This window comes from Mesorhizobium sp. M8A.F.Ca.ET.181.01.1.1 (genome assembly GCF_004792025.1).
Taxonomy (GTDB): Bacteria; Pseudomonadota; Alphaproteobacteria; order Rhizobiales; family Rhizobiaceae; genus Mesorhizobium.
This window is the reverse complement of record NZ_SRTV01000004.1, coordinates 249,658-271,958: the sequence shown is the minus strand read 5'-3', so window position 1 is coordinate 271,958 and position 22,301 is coordinate 249,658. Positions and strand designations below refer to the sequence as shown.

Below are 22,301 nucleotides of genomic sequence, written 5' to 3'. Positions count from 1 at the left end.
AAATTTCCACGTTTCCAGTACAACGCAAAAGTATTGCGCACGCCAAATTATTTATTGACGCTCTGAAAACAACAACTTAGGTTTTGAACTCGCACGGACATGGGGGGAGCGTACGGCAACCAGAGTCCGGCAGATGGTGAGGACATGAAGAAACTGGTTTGCGCCGGCGAGATCCTGGTCGAGATCATGGCCGAGCGGATCGGCCAGAGTTTTCGCGCCGCCGGCCCGCTGGTCGGCCCGTTTCCGTCAGGCGCTCCCGCCATCTTCATCGACCAGGCGGCGCGGCTCGGTCAGCCGGCGGGGCTGATCGCGGCAGTGGGCGACGACGATTTCGGCCATTTGAACATAGAGCGCTTGCGCGCCGACGGCGCCGACATCTCGGCCATCACCGTCCATCGGGGTGCCGCGACCGGAACCGCCTTCGTCACCTATGAGACCGATGGCAGCCGGCACTTCGTCTACAACATCAAGCAAAGTGCCGCCGGGCTGCTCGAGATCGGTGCGGAAGCGCGCGCGCTGCTGGCCGGCGCCGACCATTTTCACGTCATGGGCACATCGCTGTTCTCGCCCGAGGTGATCGAGGTTGTCCGCAGCGGGATCGAAGCCGTCAAGACGCGCGCCGGAACGGTTTCCTTTGACCCCAACATCCGCAAGGAGATGCTCGATCTGCCGGGCATGCGCGACGCCTTGCATTTCGTGCTCTCCAAGACCGATGTTTTTCTGCCGAGCGGGCCGGAACTCTTCACCTTCGCCGAGGCAACCGACGAGGAGAGCGCGGCGCGCGAAATGCTGGACCGCGGCATCTCCGCCGTGGTCGTCAAGAAGGGCGCGCAGGGCGCCGTTCACTACGACCGGTCGGGGCGCATCGCTTCACCCGGCTTCGTCGTCGAGGAAATCGACCCGACCGGCGCCGGAGATTGTTTTGCGGCGGCTTTCGTCGCCTTCTGGCTGCGTGGAGAAGCACCTAGGAGGGCGCTCGAGATCGCCAATGGCTGCGGCGCGCTGGCGGTGACGAAAAAGGGCCCGATGGAAGGCATCGCCTCGCTGGCCACTGTCGAGGCGTTCGTCGCGACCGCCAGGACCGGAGCACCGGCATGAGCCAGGCGACCGACAGGCTGGCCGCCATAGCAAAGCGTCGTACGGCCGGCGAGCGCGCCGGCATTGCCTCGATCTGCTCGGCCCATCCGTTGGTCATCGAAGCGGCGCTGCGCCACGGCAAGGCGCGCGGCGCCGATGTGCTGATCGAGGCCACCTGCAACCAGGTCAACCACGAAGGCGGCTATACTGGCATGACGCCGGGCGATTTCCGCCGCTTCGTCGAGACGATCGCCGGCAAGGCCGGGTTTCCCCTGGACAGGCTTGTGCTCGGCGGCGACCATCTCGGCCCCAATCCCTGGAAGCACCTGCCGGCGCCCGAGGCGATGGAAAAGGCAGCGCGCATGGTGGACGCCTATGCCGAGGCCGGCTTCACCAAGATCCACCTGGACGCCAGCATGGGCTGTGCCGGCGAAGGTGCCGCACCACCCGACGCGACGATCGCCGCGCGCGCCGCCGAACTGGCCGAGGTGGCGGAGGCCGCGGTTGAACGAACAGCCGGCGCCAAGCCTGTCTATGTGATCGGCACGGAAGTGCCGGTGCCGGGCGGTGCCCTGGAAGCGATGGACCATCTGGCTGTGACGACACCGGAAGCGGCTGGCGAGACGGTGCGCATCCACCAGCAGGCCTTCCACCAGCGTGGCCTCGACCATGCCTTCTCGCGGGCGATTGGCGTCGTCGTCCAGCCCGGCGTCGAATTCGGCAATGCCGAGGTCATCACCTACCGGCCCGAACGCGCCCGGGCGCTGGCCGGCACGCTGCGGGACCTGCCGCAATTCGTCTTCGAGGCGCATTCGACCGACTACCAGCCGGTCGCGGCCCTGACGGCACTTGTCGACGATGGCTTCGCCATCCTGAAAGTCGGACCTTGGCTGACCTTCGCGCTGCGCGAAGCGCTCTACGGTTTGAGCCACATCGCCGACATTCTTGCTCCCGACCCGGCTCGGGAAAGCCTGCCGGCGGCGATGGAGCGCGTCATGCTGGAGGCGCCCGGCAACTGGAAGAATTACTATCACGGCAGCGAAGCCGAGCAGCGGAGCGAGCGGCATTTTTCCTACAGTGACCGTATCCGCTACTACTGGCCGGCGCAGGCGGCGCGGCAGGCAGTGGACGCGCTGATGCAGGCGCTGGGCGAGCGCGACATCCCCTCGCCGCTGATCAGCCAGTATCTCGGCCGCCTCGACGGCGCGGTAGCGAGCGGATCCGTCGCCCCAAAGGCCAGGGAACTCCTGATCGCAGCCGTGACGGATGTTCTCGACATCTACGCCAGCGCAACCGGCTGATCCCGACAGTCATGCCCGTGGCACCAGAACGAGGGCACCCGTCGTGCGACGATCCTCCAGATCGCGATGCGCGCGAGCGGCATCGGCAAGATCGTAGTGCGTCGGCGTCTCGACCCTGATCACACCCTGGCGCAGCGCCTGAAAAAACCTGGTGACATGGGTGCCGAGCTTTTCCGACGTGTCGGTGTAGTGGGCATAGTTGGGGCGTGAAACGGTGATCGATTTCGAGGCGAAGCGGCCGATGTCCCAATTGCCTACCGGCCCCGAAGCCTGGCCGAAGCTGACGAGATGGCCGCGCACGGCAAGCGCCGCCAGCGAGCCGGCAAACGTGTCGTTGCCGACCGCGTCGTAGGCGACATTCGCGCCCCTGCCACCAGTCAGCCGCATGACCGCCTCGGCAAAGTTGTCGCGGGAATAGACGATTACATGGTGGGCGCCGAGCCGCTCGACGATGCGCGCCTTGTCGTCGCTCGACACGGTGGCGATGACTGTCGCGCCGAGATGGCGCGCCCACTGTACCAGCAACTGGCCAATGCCGCCTGCCGCCGCATGGATGAGCACGATGTCCCCCGTCTTCACGGCATGAACATCGTGCAGCAGGAAACTCGCGGCGACCCCCTTGAGCAGGCCGGCAGCCGCGGTCTCGTCCGAAATATCGTCGGAAAGACGAACCAGCAGTTCGGGCGCCATGTTGCGCCGCTCGCTGTAGGCGCCGACCGGCGGACAGGCATAGGCGACCCGGTCGCCGATTGAGAAACCCGATACCGCCGGACCAACCGCCTCGATGACGCCGGCGGCTTCCATGCCCGGGACGCCAGGTGGTTGCAGCAGGTCGAAGAACCCGGTGCGGCAGTAGACGTCGATGAAATTGACACCGATCACCGTGTGACGGATCCGCACCTCGTCCGGCGCGGGCAGAGGCAAGGCGAAGTCCCTGAGTTGCAACTCCTCCGGTCCGCCATAGCGCTCGACGACGATCGCGTGGGTCGTTTCGGCATGGCTCGCGGCAGCCCTTGAGGTGACGAGCGGCGCGCTTGCGGATGAGGCCGGCGGGACGATCGCTGGCGATGATCGCGCCTCCAACGGCGCGCCGGCGTTTCGCCGCAGAAGAGCGCGCACGGCGGCGAAGCCGGCCTGATAAATGCCTTCGGTGACCAGCTTGACCAGCTCGTCGCGGCGATGCGCTGGCGGGTTGAACTCGGAGCGCCATTCCCAGAAGGTGGCGTCGCCGTCGGTCACCGGCTTCAGCCGCAGCGAGGCGACATAGCCCATCAGCGGCAGCGGCGCTTCGAGCAGGCAGTAACTCAGCCGCCGGTCCTTGTCGGACAGCGCCAGCAATTGCTCGCGCAATTCGCCGCCGTCGTTCAGCCTGAAATGGCGCACCGAGCCGACGGCATCGACCGGCTCGCTGCCTTCGATCTCGCTGAAGGCGATCGCCGGGTGCCAGCGATCATGGCCGTTGAAATCGCGCAGGATCGCCCAGACCTCGTCGATCGGTGCATCGATGATCGTGCTCTGGCAAACCCTGACCATCGGCCGGCGTCAGCGCCCGAACCGGTGCTTTAACGCGGTGAACGCGGTCTGGAACACGCCATTGCCGATCTGTTGCATGAGTGCCGCCTCGCGATCGTCAGCGCAGTCGAACTCCGCCTGCCATTCGGCGAGCGTCAGATTGCCGTCGGTGATCGGCGTCAACGATAGCGTGGCGACATAGTTCTCCACCGCCATCGGGCTTTCCAGAATCGCATAGCTGCAGGACAGGTCGTAATCCGACAGCGCCAGCAGCCTTTCACGGATGCGACCGCCGTCCTTGAGCGTGAAATTCCTGATGCAGCCGATCTGGTCGGCCTGCGCATTCTGTTCGATGCGGCTTTCGGCGACGAACGGCGCCCAGCCTGCCAGACCGTTGAAATTGCGCACGATCTTCCAGACCTCCGCCGCCGGTGCGGGAATGACCGAAGAGACATAGACCTTGGTCATGCTTGCTGGCCGAGAGTGGAACGATGGAGGCCGAGCTTGGGTGTGCCCTCCCTGTTGATGTCAGCGCCGACCCTCATTGTCCTGCCGGACATTTCTCCCCGTATAGTGACGGGGAGAAAGAGGCTGGCCGCTACCTCGGCGCCCACCTTGCAACGCTGGCTGCTGGCGAAACCGTCGATGACGGCGCCCCTCTCCCCGTCACTATACGGGGAGAGGATGCCGGCAGGCAGGTGAGGGGCAGCGCAGATGTTCACCTCAATGATCGCGGTCGTCATCGTCGTCCTTGGCGCCCTTGCCCTTGCCCTTCTTGTCGCGGGTCAGGCTGGAAATGTCCTTGGCGTCGCGCAGCACGTCGGTCATGCGGCCGAGCGAGCCGCCCTCGATGCCGATCTCCTTCATCAGATTGTCGATCATCGGCGCCTGCACCCGATAACGCAGCGCGGAGTCGATGACCTCGTCGGTGACGTTGCGGTTACCGCCCTGCCCGCCATTGATGCCATCGACATGCAGGATCTTGATGCCGTCGATCTTCTCCATCGGCTTGACGCTTTCGCGGATGATGCCTTCCATGTGGTCGAGCAGCTTGCCGCGCAGGCGGCCGGCGCGTGCCTCGCTGGACAACAGGTTCTCGGCCTCATTGAGCTGGCGGTTGCCGGCGGCGTCGACTTCGTAACGCTGTGCCGCGGCAAGGGCATGGATCTTCTCCGCTTCGGCCGATGCCAGCGCCGCGATCTTCTGCGCTTCCGCCAGACTCTTGGCCGCCTTCATCTCGGCGTCGGCAGCGGATGTGACTCGCAGCGCCTCGCGCTCGGCCTCGCGCTGCGCGCCGATCAGGTCGGTCAGCTTGCGGCGCTCGGCGATTTCACGTTCGCGGGCAGTGAAGGCCTGTTCCTCGGCCTGGATGGCCTTGGCGCGCACGGCTTCGGACGCCGCGATCGCGGAAGAACGCTCCTGCGTCTTCTTGGCGATGTCGATCGCCTTCTGGATTTCGGCGATTTCGATCTTCTGGTCGCGGTCGACGCCAAGCTGGCGGATGTCGCGTTCCTTGATCAGCCGCGCTTCCTCGATGCCGCGCTCGGTGGTGATGCGGGCCCGTTCGACCTCCTCTCCGGCCGAAATCTCGGCCTCCTCGAAGGCCTGCCGCTTGGCGATCTGAAGCGCTTCGAGATGCCGCTCCCTGGCGATCCGCACTTCATCAACCGCACGCTCCTGCGCGATGCGTGCGGTCTCGGTCGCCTGGTTCTCGGAAATTTCGGCGCGGCGCTTCTCAGCTTCCGCCTTCGTCACCTCGAGCGCCTTTTCGGCGAGTGCGATCTGCCGCTCCAGTTCGGCCACCTCGAGCAATTTCTTGCGCTGGATTTCGAGTTCACGCTGCGCGCCTTCGCGTTCGATGCGGGCTTTCTCCAGCGACAATTCGAGTGCGATCTGCTCGCGCTCGGTCAGTTCGCGCATCTTCATCTCGGTCTCGTCGAGCGAGCGGCGGCGGGCGATCTCACGGCGCTGCGTCTCTTCCTCGCTGTTGATGCGCTCCTGCGTGATGTTGCGCTCCTGATTGAGGCGCGATTTCTCGACCGCCTCGCGCGAGGAAAGCTGCGCCTGTTCGGACTCCTGGTCGCGCAATGCGCGCTCTATGGCGAGTTCGGAACGCTGCGCGGCGCGGCGGATCTCGACCTCGCGCTCCTGTTCGAGGCGCGCATATTCGGTGTCGCGGTCAATCTCCAGCACTTTGCGCTGGGTGTCGAGGTTCTGGTTGCGGATATCGACCAGCGTGCGTTGCTCGATCTCGTTGCGCATGCGGCGCCGGGTCTCGATCGATTCGGTCAGTTGCGTCAGGCCCTCGGCGTCGAAGGCGTTGGACGGGTCGAAATATTCAAGACTGGTCTGGTCGAGATCGACGATGGCGACGCTTTCGAGCTCGAGCCCGTTGGCGGCGAGCGACTCCTCCGCCAACCGGCGCACCTTGGCGGCGTAGTCGCCGCGCAGTTCATGCATTTCTTCCAGCGTCATCTGGGCGGCGACGGTGCGCAGCGCGCCGGCGAATTTGCCTTCCAGCAATTCGCGCAGGCTGTCGGGCTGCAGCGTGCGGCGGCCGAGCGTCTGCGCGGCGGCGGCCACCAGTTCGCGATGCGCGCCGACGCGGACGAAGAACTCAGCGATCAGGTCGACGCGCATGCGGTTGCGGGTGATCAGCGCCAGCGCGTCCTCGCGGCGCACCTCGATGCGCAGCACGTTCATGTTGACCGGGGTGATCTCATGCAGCACCGGAATGACGAAAGCGCCGCCATTCACCACCACCTTCTCGCCCATGAAGCCGGTGCGCACGAACGCCGTCTCCTTGGTCGAGCGGCGATAGAGCCAGCGCAAGATGTAGACGGCGATCACGACGACGATCGCCGCAATGATCAGCCACAACAGGAAAGCGCCAAAGGTCTGCGCGTCCATGATCTATCCTCCCCAAGACAATGCGGTCGGCGCGAGGCGACCGGCAGTATTTTCAAACATCCACCCGTCGGGCGGCGAAGTCCAATTCTTCATGCCCGCCTCTGCAGCTTCGGCGTGATGGCGTGGAACGCTGAGATCACCGCGTCGACAAAGGCCGGGTCATTGATGTTGGCCGGCACCCGCTCGACGTTGCGCTGCGGCGTCTGGCGAACGGTCCTCTCGATCGCTTCGAACAAAGCGTTGTCAGCCTCGGGATCATGAAAGGGCTGGCTGGGCGCACCGAGCATGGAAACGCCGCCCTCGGGCAGCAGGAACCGCACCGGGCCGTTCATGGCGTTGAGCCGCGCGCCGATCCATTCGCCGAAGGCGCGGTTCTCGTCACGCGTCGTGCGCATCAGTGTGACGTTGGGATTGTGGATGACGAATTTGCGGCTGCGGAATTTGTCCGGCACGCTGTCGCGCGGGCCGAAATTGACCATGTCGAGCGCGCCGGCCGAGCCGACATAGGGCAGTCCGGTGCGGATCGCCGCGCCAAAGCGATCCTGCGTCGCCGGGAAGACGCCCCCGACAATCATGTCGGCCACTTCGGTCGTGGTGAGATCGATGAAGGCTGACAGCAGCCGGGAATCGCCGAGGTTTTCCATCGCCCGCCCGCCTATGCCGGTGGCGTGGAAGACGAGGCAGTCATAGTCGGCTTCGAGTCGTCTGGTCACCGCCTGCACGGCAGGCGTGGTGACGCCGAACATGGTGATGCCGACCGCCGGCCGCGCCAGCTTGCGCTTGGCTTCCCAGGCCTCGGCATCGGGCAGTTGCGCGACCATGCCGGCCATGGCGTGCGCGGCATTGGAGAGCACCTGTTCGGTAATCGAGTTCAGCCCCTGCACATCGGCCACGGAATGGAACATCATGATGTCGGCGCCGCCGACATATTTGGCGACATCGCCGGCCGCCACCGTCGACACCATCAGCTTGGGAATGCCGACGGGCAGCACGCGCATGCCTGCGGTGGCCAGCGTTGTGCCGCCGGAGCCGCCGGCGGAAATCACGCCGCCGATGCGCGGCTCGCGCTCGATCCAGCGTGCGAAGGCGTCCGCCATGGCGCTGACCGAACCGCCGCGGTCATTGGTGAAGACGGCGGAGGATCCGCGCACATGCATGCCGGCGACCTGCATGGCCGGAACGTCGGCGCTGGTCGGTTTTCCCGAGGTCGACAGGTCGACCGTACGCGCCGGCAGGCCCAGCGCCTTCAGCCGGTCGGCCATGAAGCGCAATTCCTTGCCCTTGGTATCGAAGGTGCCGACAACCAGCACGGTCCTGCCGATGCGCTCGGCAAAGGGGATGGCGAAGATTTTTTTCGGATCGTCCTGCGGGGCGGTTTTGTCGACCGCCGCCTGGCGCAATTCGGTGACCGGGACGTTCCAGCGGTTGGGCAGTTCGACGACCGGTCGGTAGACGCCGTCTTGAGGCATCGGCTCGCCCGATGCGGTGCCGGTACGGTCGACGCGATAGACTTTCGCCAGTTGCTCCCTGGCCTGCGCGGCTTCGGCCAGCGTGACGGGCGCTTCCTCGGCGTGGCGGCCGACGCCAAGCAGCCGCTGCTGCAGTTCGCGGTCGGCGGCCAGCGCCTTGGCGTCCATCAGCCGGTTGATGCGGCCGTTGACCATGATGGCGACCTGGTTCGACACCGAGGTCGCCACGCCGATGTTCTGCTCGATGACCAGCACCGCCATCTCGCCCTCGGCGGCGAGATCGACCAGCATTTTTTCGACCTGGTCAACGATGACCGGCGCCAGCCCTTCGGTCGGCTCGTCCATCACCAACAGCTTGGGATCGCTGAGCAGCGCACGCGAAATCGCCAGCATCTGCTGCTCGCCGCCCGAAAGCTGCGAGCCGCCATTTGTCCGGCGTTCGGCCAGACGCGGAAAGGTCTGGTAGACCCGTTCGACCGTCCAGGAGGCGTCGCGCCTGTTGCCGGCCGCGAGGCGCAGATGCTCGTCGACCGTCAGGCTCGGCCAGACGCGGCGGCCTTGCGGCACATAGCCGACGCCGAGACGGTGAATCTCGTGCGGCTCAAGCGAGGTGATTTCGCGGCCGTCGAGGCGGATCGAGCCGGACTTCGCGCGCTTCAGGCCGACAATGGTGTTGCAGAGCGTCGACTTGCCCATGCCGTTGCGGCCGACCACCGACAGCACGCCGCTTTCCAGCGTCAGCGAAACGCCCTGCAAGGCATGGCTTTCGCCATAAAAGACCTGGAGGTCTTCTATGCGCAGCATTGCCTTGGCGGTCTTCCCGGCACGCTCAGCCATGCTTGCCCCCGAGATAGATCTCCTGGACTTCCGGGTCGGCTTCGATCTCCTGCGGCGTGCCTTCCTTGAACAGGCGGCCATTGTGCATCATCGAGACATATTCCGAGACGCGCAGCGCGACGTCGAGATCGTGCTCGATGATGATGTAGCCGATATGCCTGGGCAGTGCGTTGAGGATGGCGACGAGGTCGCGGCGCTCGGTTGGCGACAGGCCAGCCGCCGGCTCGTCGAAGAGGATGAAGCGCGGCGCACCAGCCAGCGCCAGGGCGATCTCCAGCTGGCGCTGCTGGCCATGGCTCAGCGTCGCCACCAGCGTGTCGCGATAGGTTTCCAGATGCACGGCGTTGAGGATCGATTCCGCCTGCACCATGTTGACGTCCGACGCGGCCGGCCGCAGCAGCGAGAAGCGCCGCCTCGAGACGCCGCGACAGGCAAGGAAGATGGAATCGAGAACCGACAGGCCCTTGAACAATTGCGATATCTGATAGGTGCGCCGCAGGCCGCGCCGGATGCGCTCATGCGGCGGCAGGTCGGTGATGTCCTCGCCGAAGAAGCGTATGCGCCCTGACGTCGGCATGAAGTCGCCGGTCACGGCGTTGAACAGCGTGGTCTTGCCGGCGCCGTTGGAGCCGAGGACCGCGCGCCGTTCTCCGGCCGCGATCCTCATGGTGATGCCCGAGAGCGCCACCAGCGCCCCGAAATGCCGCGCCACGCCATCGAGCTCCAGCGCATAGGCACCGGTGCTCTGGAGGCGGTTTGCTGCGAGGCTTTCGGTCACTGGCGGCTGCATTCGATATTGGCTGTTACGGGCAGCTCGGATTGTCGCGGTTGACCGCGCCGAGCTTCATGAACTCGTCTTCGGGAATGCCGAGCGTCTGGTTGACCTGCGGCACGACCTTGACCAGCTTGTTGAGGAGATTGCCGTCGGCACCTTCGGTGACCTCGGTCAGGAAGATGTCGGCGATGGCGTTGCGGTTCTTGTCGAGCGACACCTTGCCGGTCGGCGTGTCGAAGGAGAGCTTCGACAGCGCGTCGCGCAGCTTCTTGCCGCCGTCGGAGACATCGCCGCCGACCTGGTCGAGGCCGAGCAATGTCGCCTTCATGTCGACATAATAGCCATGGGCGAAGAGCGAGGGCGACGGAAAGGCGCCAGGCTGCTTCTTGTAGGCCTCGACGAACGCCTTCCACGCCGGCGCGTCATTGGTGTCGGCGGTCGGTCCGGCCGATGGCGTGCCCTTGAGCACGTCCTTCAGCTTGCCCTTCGAAGTCAGCACCGTCTGGTCGACGGTGATCGAACCGCCGATCAGCGGCGCGGTGCCGCCGCCCTGCTGGTACTGGGTCAGGAAGTTGACGGCGTCGGCGCCGCCGAGCGCGACATAGATCGCATCGACGTCCTCGGGAATGGCTGCGATGACCGACGAAAAATCCTTGTTGCCGATCGGCACCCACGACTTCGACGGCACATGGCCGCCGGCCTTGCAGAACTCGGCCATGAAGCCGAACACCTGCGTGTAGGGGAAGGAATAGTCCTCGGCGACGGTGGCGACCTTCTTATAGCCCTTGTCCTTGAAGGCATAGGTGCCAAGGCCGGCCATCCACTGCGCGCCGTCGGTGGAGAAACGGAAGAAGTTTTCCGCCGGATTGCGCAAAGTGGTGTCCTGCGCGGCCGACGTACCGTTTATGAAGGTCACGTTCGGCTGCGTCTTGGCGTAGTCCTTGACGGCGATGCCTTCGTCGCCCGAAAGCGGGCCGACCAGCACCTTGACGCCGTCCTGCTCGACCAGCTTGCGCGCCGCGCGCACCGCGCTGTCGGGCGAGGCGTCGGACGAGCCCTTGACGATCTCGATCTTCTTGCCGGCGACCATGCCCTTCATCTCTTCGACCGCGGTCATGGCGCCGCGTTCGCCGTCCTCGCCAAGCACCGTGAACGGTCCCTCGAAGGTGGCGAGCAGGCCGATCTTGACGGTGTCGTCGGCGGCCAGCGCCATCGACGGCGCGGTCAGCCCGGTGAACACCGCGAGCGCCAGTAAGGTACGTCTATGCATCCTCATGTTTTTTCCTCCCGTTGATTTCGTTTTGCAGTGGTTCATTCCATCCCGGTCGCTAGGCGCCGGGACGCAAGGACTCCTGGGCAAGATGTGGCTTGATCCTCCCCCACAACCCAAGAATTCCGTCCGGTGAGACGAAGACGATCACCAGGAACACAAGGCCGATCAGCGTGTTGAACCGCTCAGCGCCGACGATGTCGATGGCGAAGGTCTGCATCAGGACGACGACGAGCGCGCCGAGGAACGGCCCAATCGGATGGCGCAGCCCGCCGATGACGGCGATGATCAAGACATCGATCGCGGCATCGACGCCGATAGTGCCTGGCGAGACGCGGCCGTTGAACCAGACCAGCAGCACGCCCGCCAGACCGGCGATGACGCCGGAGAGCAGCCAGGCGAACACCTTGTGCGCGGTGACATGGTAGCCCAGCGCGCGCATGCGGCGCGGGTTGTCGCGGATCGCCTGCAAGGTCATGCCGAAGGTCGAGCGCGAGCCATAAAGCACCGCCGCGTAGCACAGCGCCGCCAGGCCGAGGCAAAGGTAATAGAAGGGCTTGGCGTCGCGCCAACCGATGCCCCAGAAGGCCGGCGCGCGGATGCCGGCATAGCCGGAATGGCCGTTGAAGATGGCGTAGTTCTGCTGGGCGAAATAGTAGGTCGCGGTGGCGATCGCCAGCGTGATCATGATCGTGTAGATGCCCTCGGTGCGCACCGAGATCCAGCCGATCAGCGCCGATGCCAGCGCCGCCGCGAGCACGGCGAATGGCACCGCCAACCACCACGGCCAGCCGAAACCGAGGATATTGGAATTGTTGTTGCCGAGGATGGCGATGGCATAGGCTGATATGCCGGCAACGGTGATCTGCGCCAGGCTGACCATGCCGCCATAGCCGGCGAGCAGCATCAGCGACAGGCCGAGCATGCCGAAGATCAGCGAATAGCCGCCGATCTGCGTCAGAAAGAAATCGGACGCGACCAATGGATAAAGTACCAGTGCGACGGCAAGGATGATGTTGCCGGCGCCAAGCTTCTCCAGCCAGTTCCGCTGTGTGGTGGTGCTGTCGGTGGCGATGGCGAGGCTCATCTTGCCTTCCCCATGATGCCTTGCGGCCTGACCGCCAGCGTCACCACCATGATGACGAAGGTCAGCACGATGCCATAGGTCGGGAAATAAACGAGGCCGATCTGTTCGGCCAGCCCGATCAGCAGCGCGCCGATGGCCGCGCCAGTGATCGAGCCCATGCCGCCGACGATGACCACGACCAGCGACGCCAGGAGGTAGCGCACGTCCTCGCCGGGCGCGACCGACAGTGCCGACCCTCCGACGACGCCGGCAAAACCGGCAAGACCTGCGCCAACCGCGAAGACGATGGCGAACACCGCGTGCACGTTGACGCCGGAGGCCTGCAGCATGGCGCGGTCGTCGACGCCGGCGCGGATCATCATGCCGACGCGGGTCTTGTGCAGCATCAGCCAGAGGCCGACGCCGATGACGATCGCCGCCGCCAGCACGACGACGCGGTAGAGCGGATAGGTGAGGAAGACCGAGGCGCCGTTGGAACGCACCGCCGTGATGACAGGCAAGGTCAAGGCGCCGTCGAGCCATTCCGGCGTCGTGATCTGGTAAGTGCCGCCGGCCCACACCGCCAGCATCAGGTCGGCGGCGACGATCGAAATGCCGATCGACACCAGGGTCTGCCGCAGGTCGTCGCCTTCGAGGCGACGGAAGACGAAGACCTGCATGACGACGCCGACGATGGCCAGCACCGCGAAGCCGGCGGCGACGCCGAGCAGCCAGTAGCCGGTGCGGTTGGTGACCTCGTAGCCGATATAGGCGCCGAGCAGATAGAGCGAGCCATGTGCGAGATTGACGTTGCGCATCAGGCCGAAGATCAGAGTGAAGCCCGAGGCGACGAGGAAATAGAGGCCGGCCAGCGTAATGCCGTTGAGGATGGCGCTGACGAAAGCCTTCTTCGAGATCAGGATGGCGTTCAGCCAATCGGGCCAGACGGCAAAGACCAGCCATGCGATGACAGCGGCGGCGAGCAGGCCAACAAGGCCCCACGCTTGCCCGCGCGTCATGCCATCGCCCGAGGACAGCCCGGACGACGAGGATGGCTGGTCGAGCAGGCTCATGCCGTCAGCCGCCGGCGCTGCTCGTTCATGCGCGGCGCCTTGTGGAACTTGCCGTCCTTCATGATGGCGAGGATGCGGTTCTTGTCCTGCAGGATGCGCACATCCGAGATCGGATCGCCGTCGATGAGCAGGATATCGGCGAGGTAGCCTTCCTTGATCAGACCGAGCTCGTCGCCCATGTTCATGATCTGGCCGCCATATTTGGTGCCGGCCTGGATCGCTTCCATCGGCGAGAAGCCGAGCATCTCGACGAAGGTCTGAATGTCCTTGGCGTTGGTGCCTTGCGGCGTCCAGGCAAAGCCGTAGTCGCCGCCGATGCACACACGAATGCCGCGCCGATGCATCTTCTTCATCGTGTCGACGCACATTTCGAGTTCGCGCTCATATTCGAGCGAGAGTGGCGAGCCGGGCTTGATGCCCCATTGCTCGGCATGGCGCGCGGTATTGATCAGCCAGGCAATACCGGGCGCAACGAAATGCTTGTCCTTGACCGCCTCGAGCATGTCGAGCGCTTCCTCGTCGGCGAAGGAGGCGTGATAGATGTTCTGGATGCCGTGGCGCACGCACTGCTTGACCGAGCCGGACGAGCGCGCATGCGCCGACAGCACCTTGTTGCGGCAGCGCGCCTCGGAGGCGGCCATGGCAACCTCCTCCTCCGACATCGGCGTTTCCTCGGCGCCCATGCCGGTGATGCTCTCGCCGGACAAATTGAGCTTGATGGAATCGACGCCGTATTTGATCAGCTGGCGGACGGTGCGGCGGATTTCCTCGGGGCCGGAGACGACGAGGCCGAGGTTCAGCCCCTCATGCGGAATGTGCGAGGGCGCTGAATCGCCGAGACCGCCGACCGTGGTGATCTCGGGACCCGCCGCGAGATAGCGTGGTCCGGGGAAACGGCCCTGGTTGATGAATTTCTTGGCCACGACATCGAGGCGCGGCTTGGCAGCGGCAGCGCCCCGGCCGGCGGTGAAGCCGGCGTCGAGCACCAGCTTGGCCATCTCCATGGTGACCAGCATGTGTTCCTCGACCTCCATCATCTGGATGGGATCGATGCCGGGCGCGTTGTTCCAGGACAGGTGCAGATGCGCGTCGATCATGCCGGGCATAAGCGTCGCGCCCATGCCGTCGATGATGGTTGCTCCCCCCGCCGCACCGCCGCTGTAGGAAGACGACGAGGACGAGCCGAAGCGCGACGAACCCTTGGTGATCTGCTTGATGCGGTTGCCCTGCACCAGCACCTCGCCGGTGTAGGGATATTCACCAGTTGCGTCGAGCACGCGCACATTGGTGAACAGCGTGCTGCCCGAGCCGTTGCCGTTCCAGCTGTCGTCTGCCATCACAAGCCTCCCAACTTGCCGAGCGCATAAGTTTACGCCCGATCAGAATTCCTCACCTATCAACCCGTCTCAAAAAATCAGCGAGCTTTTGGGTGCTTTCGCGCGGGCTCTCGACCGTTGCCCAATGTCCGCACCGATCCAGCGACGAGAATATGGCGCCCTTGATTTTATCAGCAAGCGACTGGGCGACGCCGGGCGGATTGACCGTGTCGGCATCGCCGGTGACCAGCAGTGTCGGCGCCGAGATCCGGCGCGCATCGACGGCGGTCGCCTTGGCCAGCGCCTCGCAGGTGCGGGCATAGGATTCGGGATCCTGCCTCGTGATCGATTCCCGCACGAAGGCGACTGCCGCCGGCGAGGTTTCCCTGCTGTGTGCCGAGATCGCGTTGGCGACGATCTGGTCGGCTATGTCGGCCATGCCGCCCGAGCGCGCCAGTTGCGCCCGCTTGCCGAGCCCTTGCCGTGTCGCTTCGGTCGGCTCGGCCAAGGCCCCAAACAGGGCGAGCGACCTAACCAGCGAAGGCTGCGCCGCCGCGATCTGCTGACAGACGATGGTGCCCATCGAATGGCCGACGAAATGGGCTGACGTGACCCCCATGCCGGCCAAGGCGCGGATCACCGCCTCGCTCATGCCTTCGATGGTCAGCGGCTCGATCGGACGCGGCGAACGGCCGGAGCCCGGCAAATCGAGCCGGATGACGCGATAGGCGGACAATGCCGCCATCTGCGGCTGGAACATGTTCGAGGTGCCGCCAAGGCCGTGGATCATCGCCACGGCAGCCCCCTCGCCGACAGTTTCGGCAACGACCTGGCCAACCGTCACCGTCGTCATTGAGCATGCTCCGCGAAGCGGTTTTCCAGCGTGCCGATGCCGTCGATTTCGATGCGCACAACGTCGCCAGCCTTCAGGTATTTCGGTGGATCGAAGCCGATGCCGACGCCGACCGGCGTGCCGGTGGCGATGATGTCGCCGGACTTCAGCGTGATGCCCTGCGACAGGGTGGCGATGATGGTGGGAATATCGAAGATCAGCAGCGATATCCTGGAATCCTGGCGCAGATCCTCGTTGACGAAACACCTTATTCCGGCGGTCGCCAGGTCGAGTTCGTCCCTGGTCACCGCCCAGGGGCCCATCGGGCAGAACGTGTCCTGCGACTTGCCGATCAGCCACTGGCTGTACTTGCCCTGCAGGTCGCGCGCGGTGACGTCATTGACGATGGTGTAGCCCCAGACGTGATCGAGCGCGTTCTCCCTGGAAATGCCGCGTCCACCTTTGCCGATGATGACGGCGAGTTCCGCCTCGTAGTCGATAGCCGTCGAGACGGAGGGATCGATCAGCACGCTGGCATGGTTGGCGACCACCGATTCCGGCACTTTGGAAAAGATGATCGGGTGCTTCGGGATCGCGCCGGCGCCGGCACTGGAATCAAAGCCCGAGCGGGCGAACTCATGCGCGTGCTCGTGATAGTTCTTGCCAACACAGAAAATGTTGCGGCGCGGCTGGGGGATCGGCGCCTCGATCTCGACCTGCGCAAGCGGGATCGGCGACAAGGTACGCGGGATGCCGGCGCCGTTGCGCTCGACCAGCGCCAAGATGCCGGACATGGCCTGGTCGACCGAAAAATCGAAAGGCGCGATGGTCTGGGCATCGAGGTCGACCAGACCGACGCGACGTTCGCCCGATATCGAAAAAGTCGCGACCCGCATCCAGTTCCTCCCTGAACCAATATTGAGCCAATTTTTTGCTCTTTCGCTACACGCTATCGCCGATTGGTTTAGGCCGCAAGTGGAATCTCGGCTGATCGTACCAAAAGTATCCGGCCCCGATAGGCCAGTTTAAGCGGACTCGCACCGGCGCTGCGTAATGGACGGCGGCGCAGGAAGCTGATATGCGTGGTTCAGTATCGGATCAGATAAAAGTTGCCAGGCATGCCAAAGCTCGTCGCCAACGATATCGCCACCGTCCTGAAAAAACGCATCTCCTCGGGCGAGTGGATCGAGAATGGCCGCATGCCGCCGGAACGCGATCTTGCGAGCGAGTTCGGTGTCGCGCGCAACACGGTGCGGCGCGCCGTTTCCTTCCTCGAGGAGGACGGCACGGTGGTGCGCCATGTCGGGCGCGGAACTTTCCTGACCGCCACCAATCCAGCCTCGATGGCGGCGGTTGTCGGCCGGATGGAAGGCACCAGCCCGGCCGATATGATGGAGATCCGGCAGCTGCTGGAACCGGCGGCGGCATCGTTCGCCGCCACCAATGCCAGCGCCATGGAGCTCAACGCGGTGCGCGAGGCGCACAAGATCGCCTGCGAAGCGCAGGACATGCCGACCTTCGAACACTGGGACGCGGAGTTCCATCACCGCATCTTCGCCTGCTCGCGCAACGAATTCCTCAAGGAGATCCACAATCTGATGCGCATCCTGCGCAATCAGGCACCGTGGTTCGAAATGAAGAAGCGCTCCTTTTCCGAGGAGCGCCGCGGCATCTATTGCAGCGAACACCAGACGGTTCTCGACGCGCTGCTGCGCCGCGATCCGGAGAGCGCCAGCCAGGCCATGCTGGCGCATCTGAAAACCGTCGAGCGCAATCTTTTGGGGCGGTGATCGCGCCGGGAAGGCGCGGCAGCGCCTCCCCCGCCCCTAGTATCACTCGCCGCGCATCGTTGCCTGGAAAGTCGGCAGGTGCTTCTTCTGCGCTTCCAGCATGCGTTCGCGGTAGACACCGTAGATGACGTCGGTGTCGTGCAGCGTGACGCCCGCGATCGTCGGCGAGGCAAAGACCGGCAGTTCGATGCCGCGCTTGGCGAGCTGCTCGGCGGTGCGGGCAATCAGCTCATGCGCCAGGATCATGGCGAGCACCGTCGACGAACCGGACACCGGACGACTCCAGCCCTCGACCGGCACGATGGCGTCCTCGATCGGCGAGCAGGTGTCGATGACGAGATCGGCCGCATCCGCCAGCCGCTTGCCGGAGGAATGCGTGGCAGGCTTGTCGAGATTGTTCTTGCTGGTCACCGCGACGACGAAGATGCCGCGTTTTTTCGCGTAGAGCGCGGTGTCGATGCCCGACGAATTGCGGCCGCTATGGCCGAAGATAATGATGGAATCGCCCTTGTTGAGCGGCTGGTGATCGAGGAACTTCTCGGCGTATCTTTCGGTCCGCTCCAGCCACAGAAGCTCGCGCACGCCGCCGGCGCCGAGCACGTTGTGCCACATCACGCGCGGGTCGGTCAGCGGATTGAAGCCGACATAGCTGCCGTAGCGCGGGAACACTTCCTGCACCGGCAGCACCGAATGGCCCGAACCGTAGAGATGGACCAGACCGCCGCCTTCAAGCGAATCGGCGAAGCGGGTGGAGGCCTCGCCGAAGGCCTCTTCGTTGGTTTTCGCTGCCTTGTCGATGAGAGCGGCGAGACGGTGGATGTAGAGATCGGACACGTGGGTACTCCTGTTTAAGTGTCTGCTTGGGAGGGTGGATCAGCTTCGCGGGTTCGAAGGGACGCGCCCGGCGCGCAGTGTCGAGCGGATTTCGTAGCGGTCGCCGCGCATGATGGAGACGGTGAATTCGAAAGGCCCGCGCTCGTCGGTGGTGATGCGTTCGACGATGAAGGCGGGGCTGCCGGCGGGCAGGTCGAGCAGCTCGGCGTCCGCCGCGCCAATGGCACCGACGCGGTAGTTTTCCCGCGCGGCCACCGGCACGATGCCGTAGTGACGCTCGAGCGCTTCGTAGAGCGAGCCTTGCAGCAGGCCGGCGTCGAGGAACCCCGGCACGCGCGCCGCCGAAAGCTGCGCCGTCTGGATGCCGATCGGCTCGTTGTTGCCCAACCTGAGACGCCGGATGCGCACCACCGGATCGCCTTCCTCGATCTCCAGCGCGCCGGCCGCCGCAGCATTGGCCGTCGTCAGGCTGCAATCGAGCAGGCGCGAGCCGGCGACCACGCCCATATTGCCCATTTCCTGGGTGAAGCTGGTCAGCTCGCGCGTGCCGGCCACCAGCGTGGTCGAGCGCACGAAGGTGCCGCGGCCATGCTCGCGCCGCAGCAGCCCGCCTTCCTCCAGATTGCGCAGAGCATGGCGCAAGGTGATGCGGCTGACGCCAAACAGAGCGCACAGCCGGTCTTCCGCCGGGATCTGGTCGCCGGTCGCCCATTCGCCGCTCTTGACGATGGCGCGGATCGCCTCCTCGACCTGATACCAGAGCGGCTCCGGGCGTCTGCGGTCCGGCTGCTGAAAGCTCGCTTCGCTCATCGCACCTGTCTCCACTCTTTCCCGGCGCGACCAGCCAGCGCCGCGCCGACAAGACCGGCACCCGGACCGAACCGGCCGGGCCGGACATCGATGCCACGCAGATGCGCCGGCAACTGACGCCGCAGCGCGGCAAGCAGCGGCGGCCGCATCACCTCCAGCGCCTCGGCCAGTCCCCCCGAAATCAAAACCGCCTGCGGATCGAGAAGCGCCACGGCCCCGGCCAGCGCCGTGCCGAGCCGCCGCGCCGGCACTTCCAGCAAGGTCTGCGCTGCGAGTTCGCCTGCCTGAGCGGCGGCGATCAGTTGGCGGCCATCGGTGAGGCCGATCTGGCCGGCAAGCGCATCGAGCGCCCGGCCCGAGGCGACGCGCTCCAGCCAGCCGCTGCGCTCCTCGCCATGATCCTTGATGTCGGCGCAAGCCCAGCCGAACGAGCAGGCGCCGCCATGCGCGCCGGCAACGATGCGGCCGTTGGCCAGCACCGCCGAGCCGATGCCGGTGCCAATGGCGAGCAGGATCGCATCCGACATGCCTTTTGCCGCACCCTCGACGGCTTCCGCCAGCAGCGCGATCTGCGCGTCGTTGCCGAGCGCCACGGGCAGGCCTGGAAACAGGGCCTGGACGTCGACGCCGTCGAGAAACGGCAGGTTCGGGATCCAGCGGCAGACGACACCTTCGACGAGCCCGGGCACCGCGATGCCGAGCGCCTCGACCGCCCCGGCTCCAGCGCGCAGCGCCTGGATGCGGGCGACGAACGCATCAAGGCTTGCCGGCGCCGGCTCGCGGCTCGGCATGTCCAGCGCGCCGACATCGCCGGTGAAGACGGCGGCGCGCAGATTGGTGCCGCCGAGATCGATGGCCAGAACCCGCGTCATCGGCCGGGCCCCTTGCCGAACGGCGGCGCGAACAGGCCGCTGCCGGCATTCCACGAATGCGACGCCGCCGCGAAGGCTTGTGCGTAACGCGTACCGCGCAGGCAGCCGCGCAACCGGTAGAGCGCGCTGTAGTAATCGACATAGGGAAAGCTGCTCAGGCCCCGCGCCAACTCGTACTCCTTGACCGCCTCGCTCCAGGCCTCGAAGCCGTCGCTGACATCGACGAGATGTTCGGGCCGAAAACCGTCATCATCCTCCCAGTTCTCGCCGAACAGGAGCAGTTGCGGCGTGTGCGCCGGGTTGTCGCTGGCTACCGTCGGCAGGGCGGCGTAGAAGATGCCGGTTTGCGTCAGATGCGCGGCGGCGCGATGGTCCTTGTGCCAGCTGCCGTGCCAATGAGTGATGACGATCTCGGGTTTGAGTTCGCGAATGATGTCGCATACCTCGAGCGCCGTCTCGTCGTCCGACGGCAGGAAGGCGTCGCGCAGGCCGAGGCTGCGCACCTTGACACCAAGCCGCTCGGCGGCCCTGCCCGCTTCCTCTTCCTTCTGCACGCAATAATGCGCGGGGATGAGGCAGGGATGCCCCTGCTCGCCCATGGTCAGGTGCAGGAAGGTCACCGAAGCGCCGCGTTTAACGGCGGCGGCGGCCAGCGGCCCAGCGATCACCTCGGCATCGAAGGCGTGCGCGCCGACGACCAGGATGGAGCTTGCGGCGTAGATCCTGTCTTCGATCATTTCATGCCTCCCCCGGCGCCGACGCCTTCGCGAATCTGGCGGGCGAGCAGACAATACATGATCAGGATGGGCGCCATGGAGATCGCCAGCGAGGCGAAGACCAGGCCCCAGTCGGTGCGGAACTGGCCGACGAAGACGCTGATCGCCAGCGGCACGGTCTTGTAGCGGTCGTCGAAGATGAAGATCAGCGGGAAGAAGAAGTCGTTCCACACAGCGATCGCCGTGAAGATGGCGACGATCGACACCGCCGGCTTCACCATCGGCAGGATAATCTGGAACAGGATGCGGACCTCGCCGGCGCCATCCATGCGCGCCGCCTCGTCGAGTTCGGAGGGCAACACGCGCATGAAGTTGGCGAAGATGAAGACGGCGAAGGGAATGCGGATCGCCGAATAGACGAGGATCAGCCCGGTCAGCGAATCGAGCAGGCCGAGCTTGCGCATCAAGGTGAACAGTTCGACCGAGGCCAGCCTGATCGGCAGCATGATGCCCGACAGGAACAGGCCGAGCATGATGGCATTCCAGCCGAGCCGGTAGCGGCTGAGCGGATAGGCGGCCATCGCCGAGACGACGATGGTGAGAATGACCGCGCCGCCGGTGACGATCAGGCTGTTGATGAAATTGTGGCCGAGATCGGCGCGCGTCCACGCCCGGACGAAATTGTCGAAGGCCCAGCTTTGCGGCAGGCCGAGCCGATTGTCATAGATCTCGGCGGTCGTCTTGAAGCAGGAGACGACGAGGATGTAGAGCGGCAGCAGAACCGCGGCCGTCCAGCAGACCAGCACCGTCCAGCCGGGCAGCCGCGCCAGTCTCGGCGAGAAGGTCCTGTGCGGGATCGCCAGCGCGCTCACAACTGCACCGTGCGGCGATCGAAGAAGCGCAGCATCAGAAGCGTGCCGATGCTGAGGATCAGGAACAGTACGGTGCCCAAGGCCAGCGCCAGCCCGATATCCGTGATGCCGACAGCGCCCTCGGCGCCAAAGGCCAGCCGGTAGAAATAGGTCACCAGCGTGTCGGTCGCGTAGCTCGGATTGCCCTGCACGCCCTGCATGACATAGACGATGTCGAACTGGTTGAAGGTGTTGATAAACGACAGCGTCGTCAGCGTGCCGAGCGCCGGCATCAAAAGCGGCAGCGCGATCGAAAACAGCATGCGTGCATTGCCGGCGCCGTCGAGCTTGGCCGCCTCGAAGATCTGGCCGGAAATCTGCCGCAGGCCGGCCGTGTAGATCAGCACCGGCAAGCCCATCCAGTTCCAGACGTCGACGGCGATCAGCATTCCGAGGGCCGTGTGGCTGTTGCCGAGCACGGTGAGGCTGCCCTCATGCAGGCCAAGCCCGTTCAGCGCCCATTCGACTACGCCGCCGGGCGCCAGGAGCAGCCGCCACAGCGCACCGACGATGACCGGGCTCAGCACCGCCGGAAAGAAAAACACCGACTGGAAGAAGGCCGCGCCCCTGTCGCGCAGGAACAGCAGCCAGGCGAACAAAAGACCGATGCCGTTCTGGAAGACCATGATGCCGAAGAACCAGGCGGTGTTGTGCCAGAGCGCGCCGTAGAGCCGCGCGCCGCTCGGGAAGACGAACAGCCGCGAGAAATTCGACAAACCGGCAAACTCGACCATGCGCAGCCCCTTCCAGATGAAGAAGCTGCCCCACAGCGACATCGCCAGGGGATAGAGGACGAAGAGCGCATAGACGGCCAGCGCCGGCAGGATGAAAAGCACGGCCATGCGCTGCTGCGTGCGTTTCAGGCTGCTTGTACGGTGAAGGTTGGCCATACGTTCTGTCCGGCGAGAGGCCGGCCGCGATGCGACCGGC

Annotated in this window: 20 protein-coding genes; 3 read left to right on the top strand and 17 right to left on the bottom strand. The window is 65.1% G+C overall.

Annotation, left to right across the window (positions count from 1 at the left end; translation table 11 throughout):
- Window positions 1-144 precede the first annotated feature (144 nt).
- Both EN824_RS17145 and EN824_RS17140 read left to right on the top strand, forming a co-directional pair.
- Window positions 145-1,098 (top strand): sugar kinase, encoded by a 954-nt coding sequence (locus EN824_RS17145; protein WP_135932553.1) that lies wholly within the window; start codon window positions 145-147, stop codon window positions 1,096-1,098.
- On the top strand, window positions 1,095-2,378 hold the full coding sequence (locus EN824_RS17140) for a D-tagatose-bisphosphate aldolase, class II, non-catalytic subunit (RefSeq protein ID WP_127870588.1): 1,284 nt from the start codon (window positions 1,095-1,097) through the stop codon (window positions 2,376-2,378). The genes EN824_RS17145 and EN824_RS17140 overlap by 4 nt, the downstream gene beginning before the upstream one ends.
- Before the next feature lie 9 nt (window positions 2,379-2,387).
- On the opposite strand, the gene EN824_RS17135 is transcribed toward EN824_RS17140, so the two are convergent.
- The 11 genes from EN824_RS17135 to EN824_RS17080 all read right to left on the bottom strand — a co-directional run bounded on the left by EN824_RS17135 (window position 2,388) and on the right by EN824_RS17080 (window position 16,334).
- A complete protein-coding gene (locus tag EN824_RS17135; RefSeq protein ID WP_135865144.1) occupies window positions 2,388-3,911 on the bottom strand; it encodes a zinc-binding dehydrogenase in 1,524 nt (507 codons plus the stop codon).
- 9 nt (window positions 3,912-3,920) lie between these two features.
- Window positions 3,921-4,358, bottom strand: a complete 438-nt coding sequence (locus tag EN824_RS17130; protein ID WP_127275949.1) for an SRPBCC family protein — start codon at window positions 4,356-4,358, stop codon at window positions 3,921-3,923.
- A 255-nt stretch (window positions 4,359-4,613) separates the two neighbouring features.
- Entirely contained in the window at window positions 4,614-6,800 is a 2,187-nt protein-coding gene (locus EN824_RS17120) for a flotillin family protein (protein WP_127870586.1), read from the bottom strand.
- Window positions 6,801-6,889: 89 nt separating this feature from the next.
- A complete protein-coding gene (locus tag EN824_RS17115; RefSeq protein WP_127277811.1) occupies window positions 6,890-9,106 on the bottom strand; it encodes an ABC transporter permease in 2,217 nt (738 codons plus the stop codon).
- Window positions 9,099-9,896, bottom strand: a complete 798-nt coding sequence (locus EN824_RS17110; RefSeq protein ID WP_127870585.1) for an ABC transporter ATP-binding protein — start codon at window positions 9,894-9,896, stop codon at window positions 9,099-9,101. The genes EN824_RS17115 and EN824_RS17110 overlap by 8 nt, the downstream gene beginning before the upstream one ends.
- Window positions 9,897-9,909: 13 nt before the next feature.
- Entirely contained in the window at window positions 9,910-11,151 is a 1,242-nt protein-coding gene (locus EN824_RS17105) for an ABC transporter substrate-binding protein (protein ID WP_245511736.1), read from the bottom strand.
- 58 nt (window positions 11,152-11,209) lie between these two features.
- Window positions 11,210-12,238, bottom strand: coding sequence for a branched-chain amino acid ABC transporter permease (locus tag EN824_RS17100; protein ID WP_127277808.1), 1,029 nt, complete (start codon window positions 12,236-12,238; stop codon window positions 11,210-11,212).
- The gene (locus EN824_RS17095; protein WP_167531366.1) at window positions 12,235-13,236 is read right to left on the bottom strand and encodes a branched-chain amino acid ABC transporter permease; all 1,002 of its coding nucleotides are present in this window, start codon (window positions 13,234-13,236) and stop codon (window positions 12,235-12,237) included. Before EN824_RS17095 ends, EN824_RS17100 begins: the two co-directional genes overlap by 4 nt.
- Window positions 13,237-13,286: 50 nt before the next feature.
- The gene (locus EN824_RS17090; protein WP_127277806.1) at window positions 13,287-14,627 is read right to left on the bottom strand and encodes an amidohydrolase family protein; all 1,341 of its coding nucleotides are present in this window, start codon (window positions 14,625-14,627) and stop codon (window positions 13,287-13,289) included.
- A 52-nt stretch (window positions 14,628-14,679) separates the two neighbouring features.
- Window positions 14,680-15,459, bottom strand: coding sequence for an alpha/beta fold hydrolase (locus tag EN824_RS17085; RefSeq protein ID WP_127277805.1), 780 nt, complete (start codon window positions 15,457-15,459; stop codon window positions 14,680-14,682).
- On the bottom strand, window positions 15,456-16,334 hold the full coding sequence (locus EN824_RS17080) for a fumarylacetoacetate hydrolase family protein (RefSeq protein WP_127277804.1): 879 nt from the start codon (window positions 16,332-16,334) through the stop codon (window positions 15,456-15,458). Before EN824_RS17080 ends, EN824_RS17085 begins: the two co-directional genes overlap by 4 nt.
- 222 nt (window positions 16,335-16,556) lie before the next feature.
- Between EN824_RS17080 and EN824_RS17075 the strand changes: the two genes are divergently transcribed.
- Complete coding sequence (locus EN824_RS17075) at window positions 16,557-17,228, top strand: FCD domain-containing protein (protein WP_127277803.1); 672 nt, start codon at window positions 16,557-16,559, stop codon at window positions 17,226-17,228.
- Between the two features lie 42 nt (window positions 17,229-17,270).
- On the opposite strand, the gene EN824_RS17070 is transcribed toward EN824_RS17075, so the two are convergent.
- Genes EN824_RS17070 through EN824_RS17045 form a run of 6 tightly spaced genes read right to left on the bottom strand, consistent with a single transcriptional unit; the run spans window position 17,271 to window position 22,261 of the window.
- Complete coding sequence (locus tag EN824_RS17070) at window positions 17,271-18,062, bottom strand: SIS domain-containing protein (RefSeq protein ID WP_127277802.1); 792 nt, start codon at window positions 18,060-18,062, stop codon at window positions 17,271-17,273.
- Window positions 18,063-18,101: 39 nt separating this feature from the next.
- Window positions 18,102-18,872 (bottom strand): GntR family transcriptional regulator, encoded by a 771-nt coding sequence (locus EN824_RS17065; protein ID WP_127870578.1) that lies wholly within the window; start codon window positions 18,870-18,872, stop codon window positions 18,102-18,104.
- Window positions 18,869-19,744: an ROK family protein gene (locus EN824_RS17060; RefSeq protein ID WP_135916177.1), complete on the bottom strand. Its 876-nt coding sequence runs from the start codon at window positions 19,742-19,744 to the stop codon at window positions 18,869-18,871. Before EN824_RS17060 ends, EN824_RS17065 begins: the two co-directional genes overlap by 4 nt.
- Window positions 19,741-20,481 carry a PIG-L family deacetylase gene (locus EN824_RS17055; RefSeq protein ID WP_127277766.1) on the bottom strand — a complete coding sequence of 247 codons (741 nt, stop codon included), beginning with the start codon at window positions 20,479-20,481 and terminating at the stop codon, window positions 19,741-19,743. The genes EN824_RS17060 and EN824_RS17055 overlap by 4 nt, the downstream gene beginning before the upstream one ends.
- Complete coding sequence (locus EN824_RS17050) at window positions 20,478-21,332, bottom strand: carbohydrate ABC transporter permease (protein ID WP_127277765.1); 855 nt, start codon at window positions 21,330-21,332, stop codon at window positions 20,478-20,480. The genes EN824_RS17055 and EN824_RS17050 overlap by 4 nt, the downstream gene beginning before the upstream one ends.
- On the bottom strand, window positions 21,329-22,261 hold the full coding sequence (locus tag EN824_RS17045; RefSeq protein WP_127277764.1) for a sugar ABC transporter permease: 933 nt from the start codon (window positions 22,259-22,261) through the stop codon (window positions 21,329-21,331). The genes EN824_RS17050 and EN824_RS17045 overlap by 4 nt, the downstream gene beginning before the upstream one ends.
- Window positions 22,262-22,301: the final 40 nt, after the last annotated feature.

Excerpts from the sequence above, each read along its gene's own strand:
- EN824_RS17120 (WP_127870586.1), bottom strand. The coding sequence starts at position 6,800 with ATGGACGCGCAGACCTTTGGCGCTTTCCTGTTGTGGCTGATCATTGCG.
- EN824_RS17110 (WP_127870585.1), bottom strand. The coding sequence starts at position 9,896 with ATGCAGCCGCCAGTGACCGAAAGCCTCGCAGCAAACCGCCTCCAGAGC.
- EN824_RS17060 (WP_135916177.1), bottom strand. The coding sequence starts at position 19,744 with ATGACGCGGGTTCTGGCCATCGATCTCGGCGGCACCAATCTGCGCGCC.
- EN824_RS17090 (WP_127277806.1), bottom strand. The coding sequence starts at position 14,627 with ATGGCAGACGACAGCTGGAACGGCAACGGCTCGGGCAGCACGCTGTTC.
- EN824_RS17095 (WP_167531366.1), bottom strand. The coding sequence starts at position 13,236 with ATGACGCGCGGGCAAGCGTGGGGCCTTGTTGGCCTGCTCGCCGCCGCT.
- EN824_RS17080 (WP_127277804.1), bottom strand. The coding sequence starts at position 16,334 with ATGCGGGTCGCGACTTTTTCGATATCGGGCGAACGTCGCGTCGGTCTG.
- EN824_RS17130 (WP_127275949.1), bottom strand. The coding sequence starts at position 4,358 with ATGACCAAGGTCTATGTCTCTTCGGTCATTCCCGCACCGGCGGCGGAG.
- EN824_RS17065 (WP_127870578.1), bottom strand. The coding sequence starts at position 18,872 with ATGAGCGAAGCGAGCTTTCAGCAGCCGGACCGCAGACGCCCGGAGCCG.
- EN824_RS17100 (WP_127277808.1), bottom strand. The coding sequence starts at position 12,238 with ATGAGCCTCGCCATCGCCACCGACAGCACCACCACACAGCGGAACTGG.
- EN824_RS17045 (WP_127277764.1), bottom strand. The coding sequence starts at position 22,261 with ATGGCCAACCTTCACCGTACAAGCAGCCTGAAACGCACGCAGCAGCGC.
- EN824_RS17140 (WP_127870588.1), top strand. The coding sequence starts at position 1,095 with ATGAGCCAGGCGACCGACAGGCTGGCCGCCATAGCAAAGCGTCGTACG.
- EN824_RS17135 (WP_135865144.1), bottom strand. The coding sequence starts at position 3,911 with ATGGTCAGGGTTTGCCAGAGCACGATCATCGATGCACCGATCGACGAG.
- EN824_RS17115 (WP_127277811.1), bottom strand. The coding sequence starts at position 9,106 with ATGGCTGAGCGTGCCGGGAAGACCGCCAAGGCAATGCTGCGCATAGAA.
- EN824_RS17105 (WP_245511736.1), bottom strand. The coding sequence starts at position 11,151 with ATGCATAGACGTACCTTACTGGCGCTCGCGGTGTTCACCGGGCTGACC.
- EN824_RS17085 (WP_127277805.1), bottom strand. The coding sequence starts at position 15,459 with ATGACGACGGTGACGGTTGGCCAGGTCGTTGCCGAAACTGTCGGCGAG.
- EN824_RS17075 (WP_127277803.1), top strand. The coding sequence starts at position 16,557 with ATGCCAAAGCTCGTCGCCAACGATATCGCCACCGTCCTGAAAAAACGC.
- EN824_RS17145 (WP_135932553.1), top strand. The coding sequence starts at position 145 with ATGAAGAAACTGGTTTGCGCCGGCGAGATCCTGGTCGAGATCATGGCC.
- EN824_RS17055 (WP_127277766.1), bottom strand. The coding sequence starts at position 20,481 with ATGATCGAAGACAGGATCTACGCCGCAAGCTCCATCCTGGTCGTCGGC.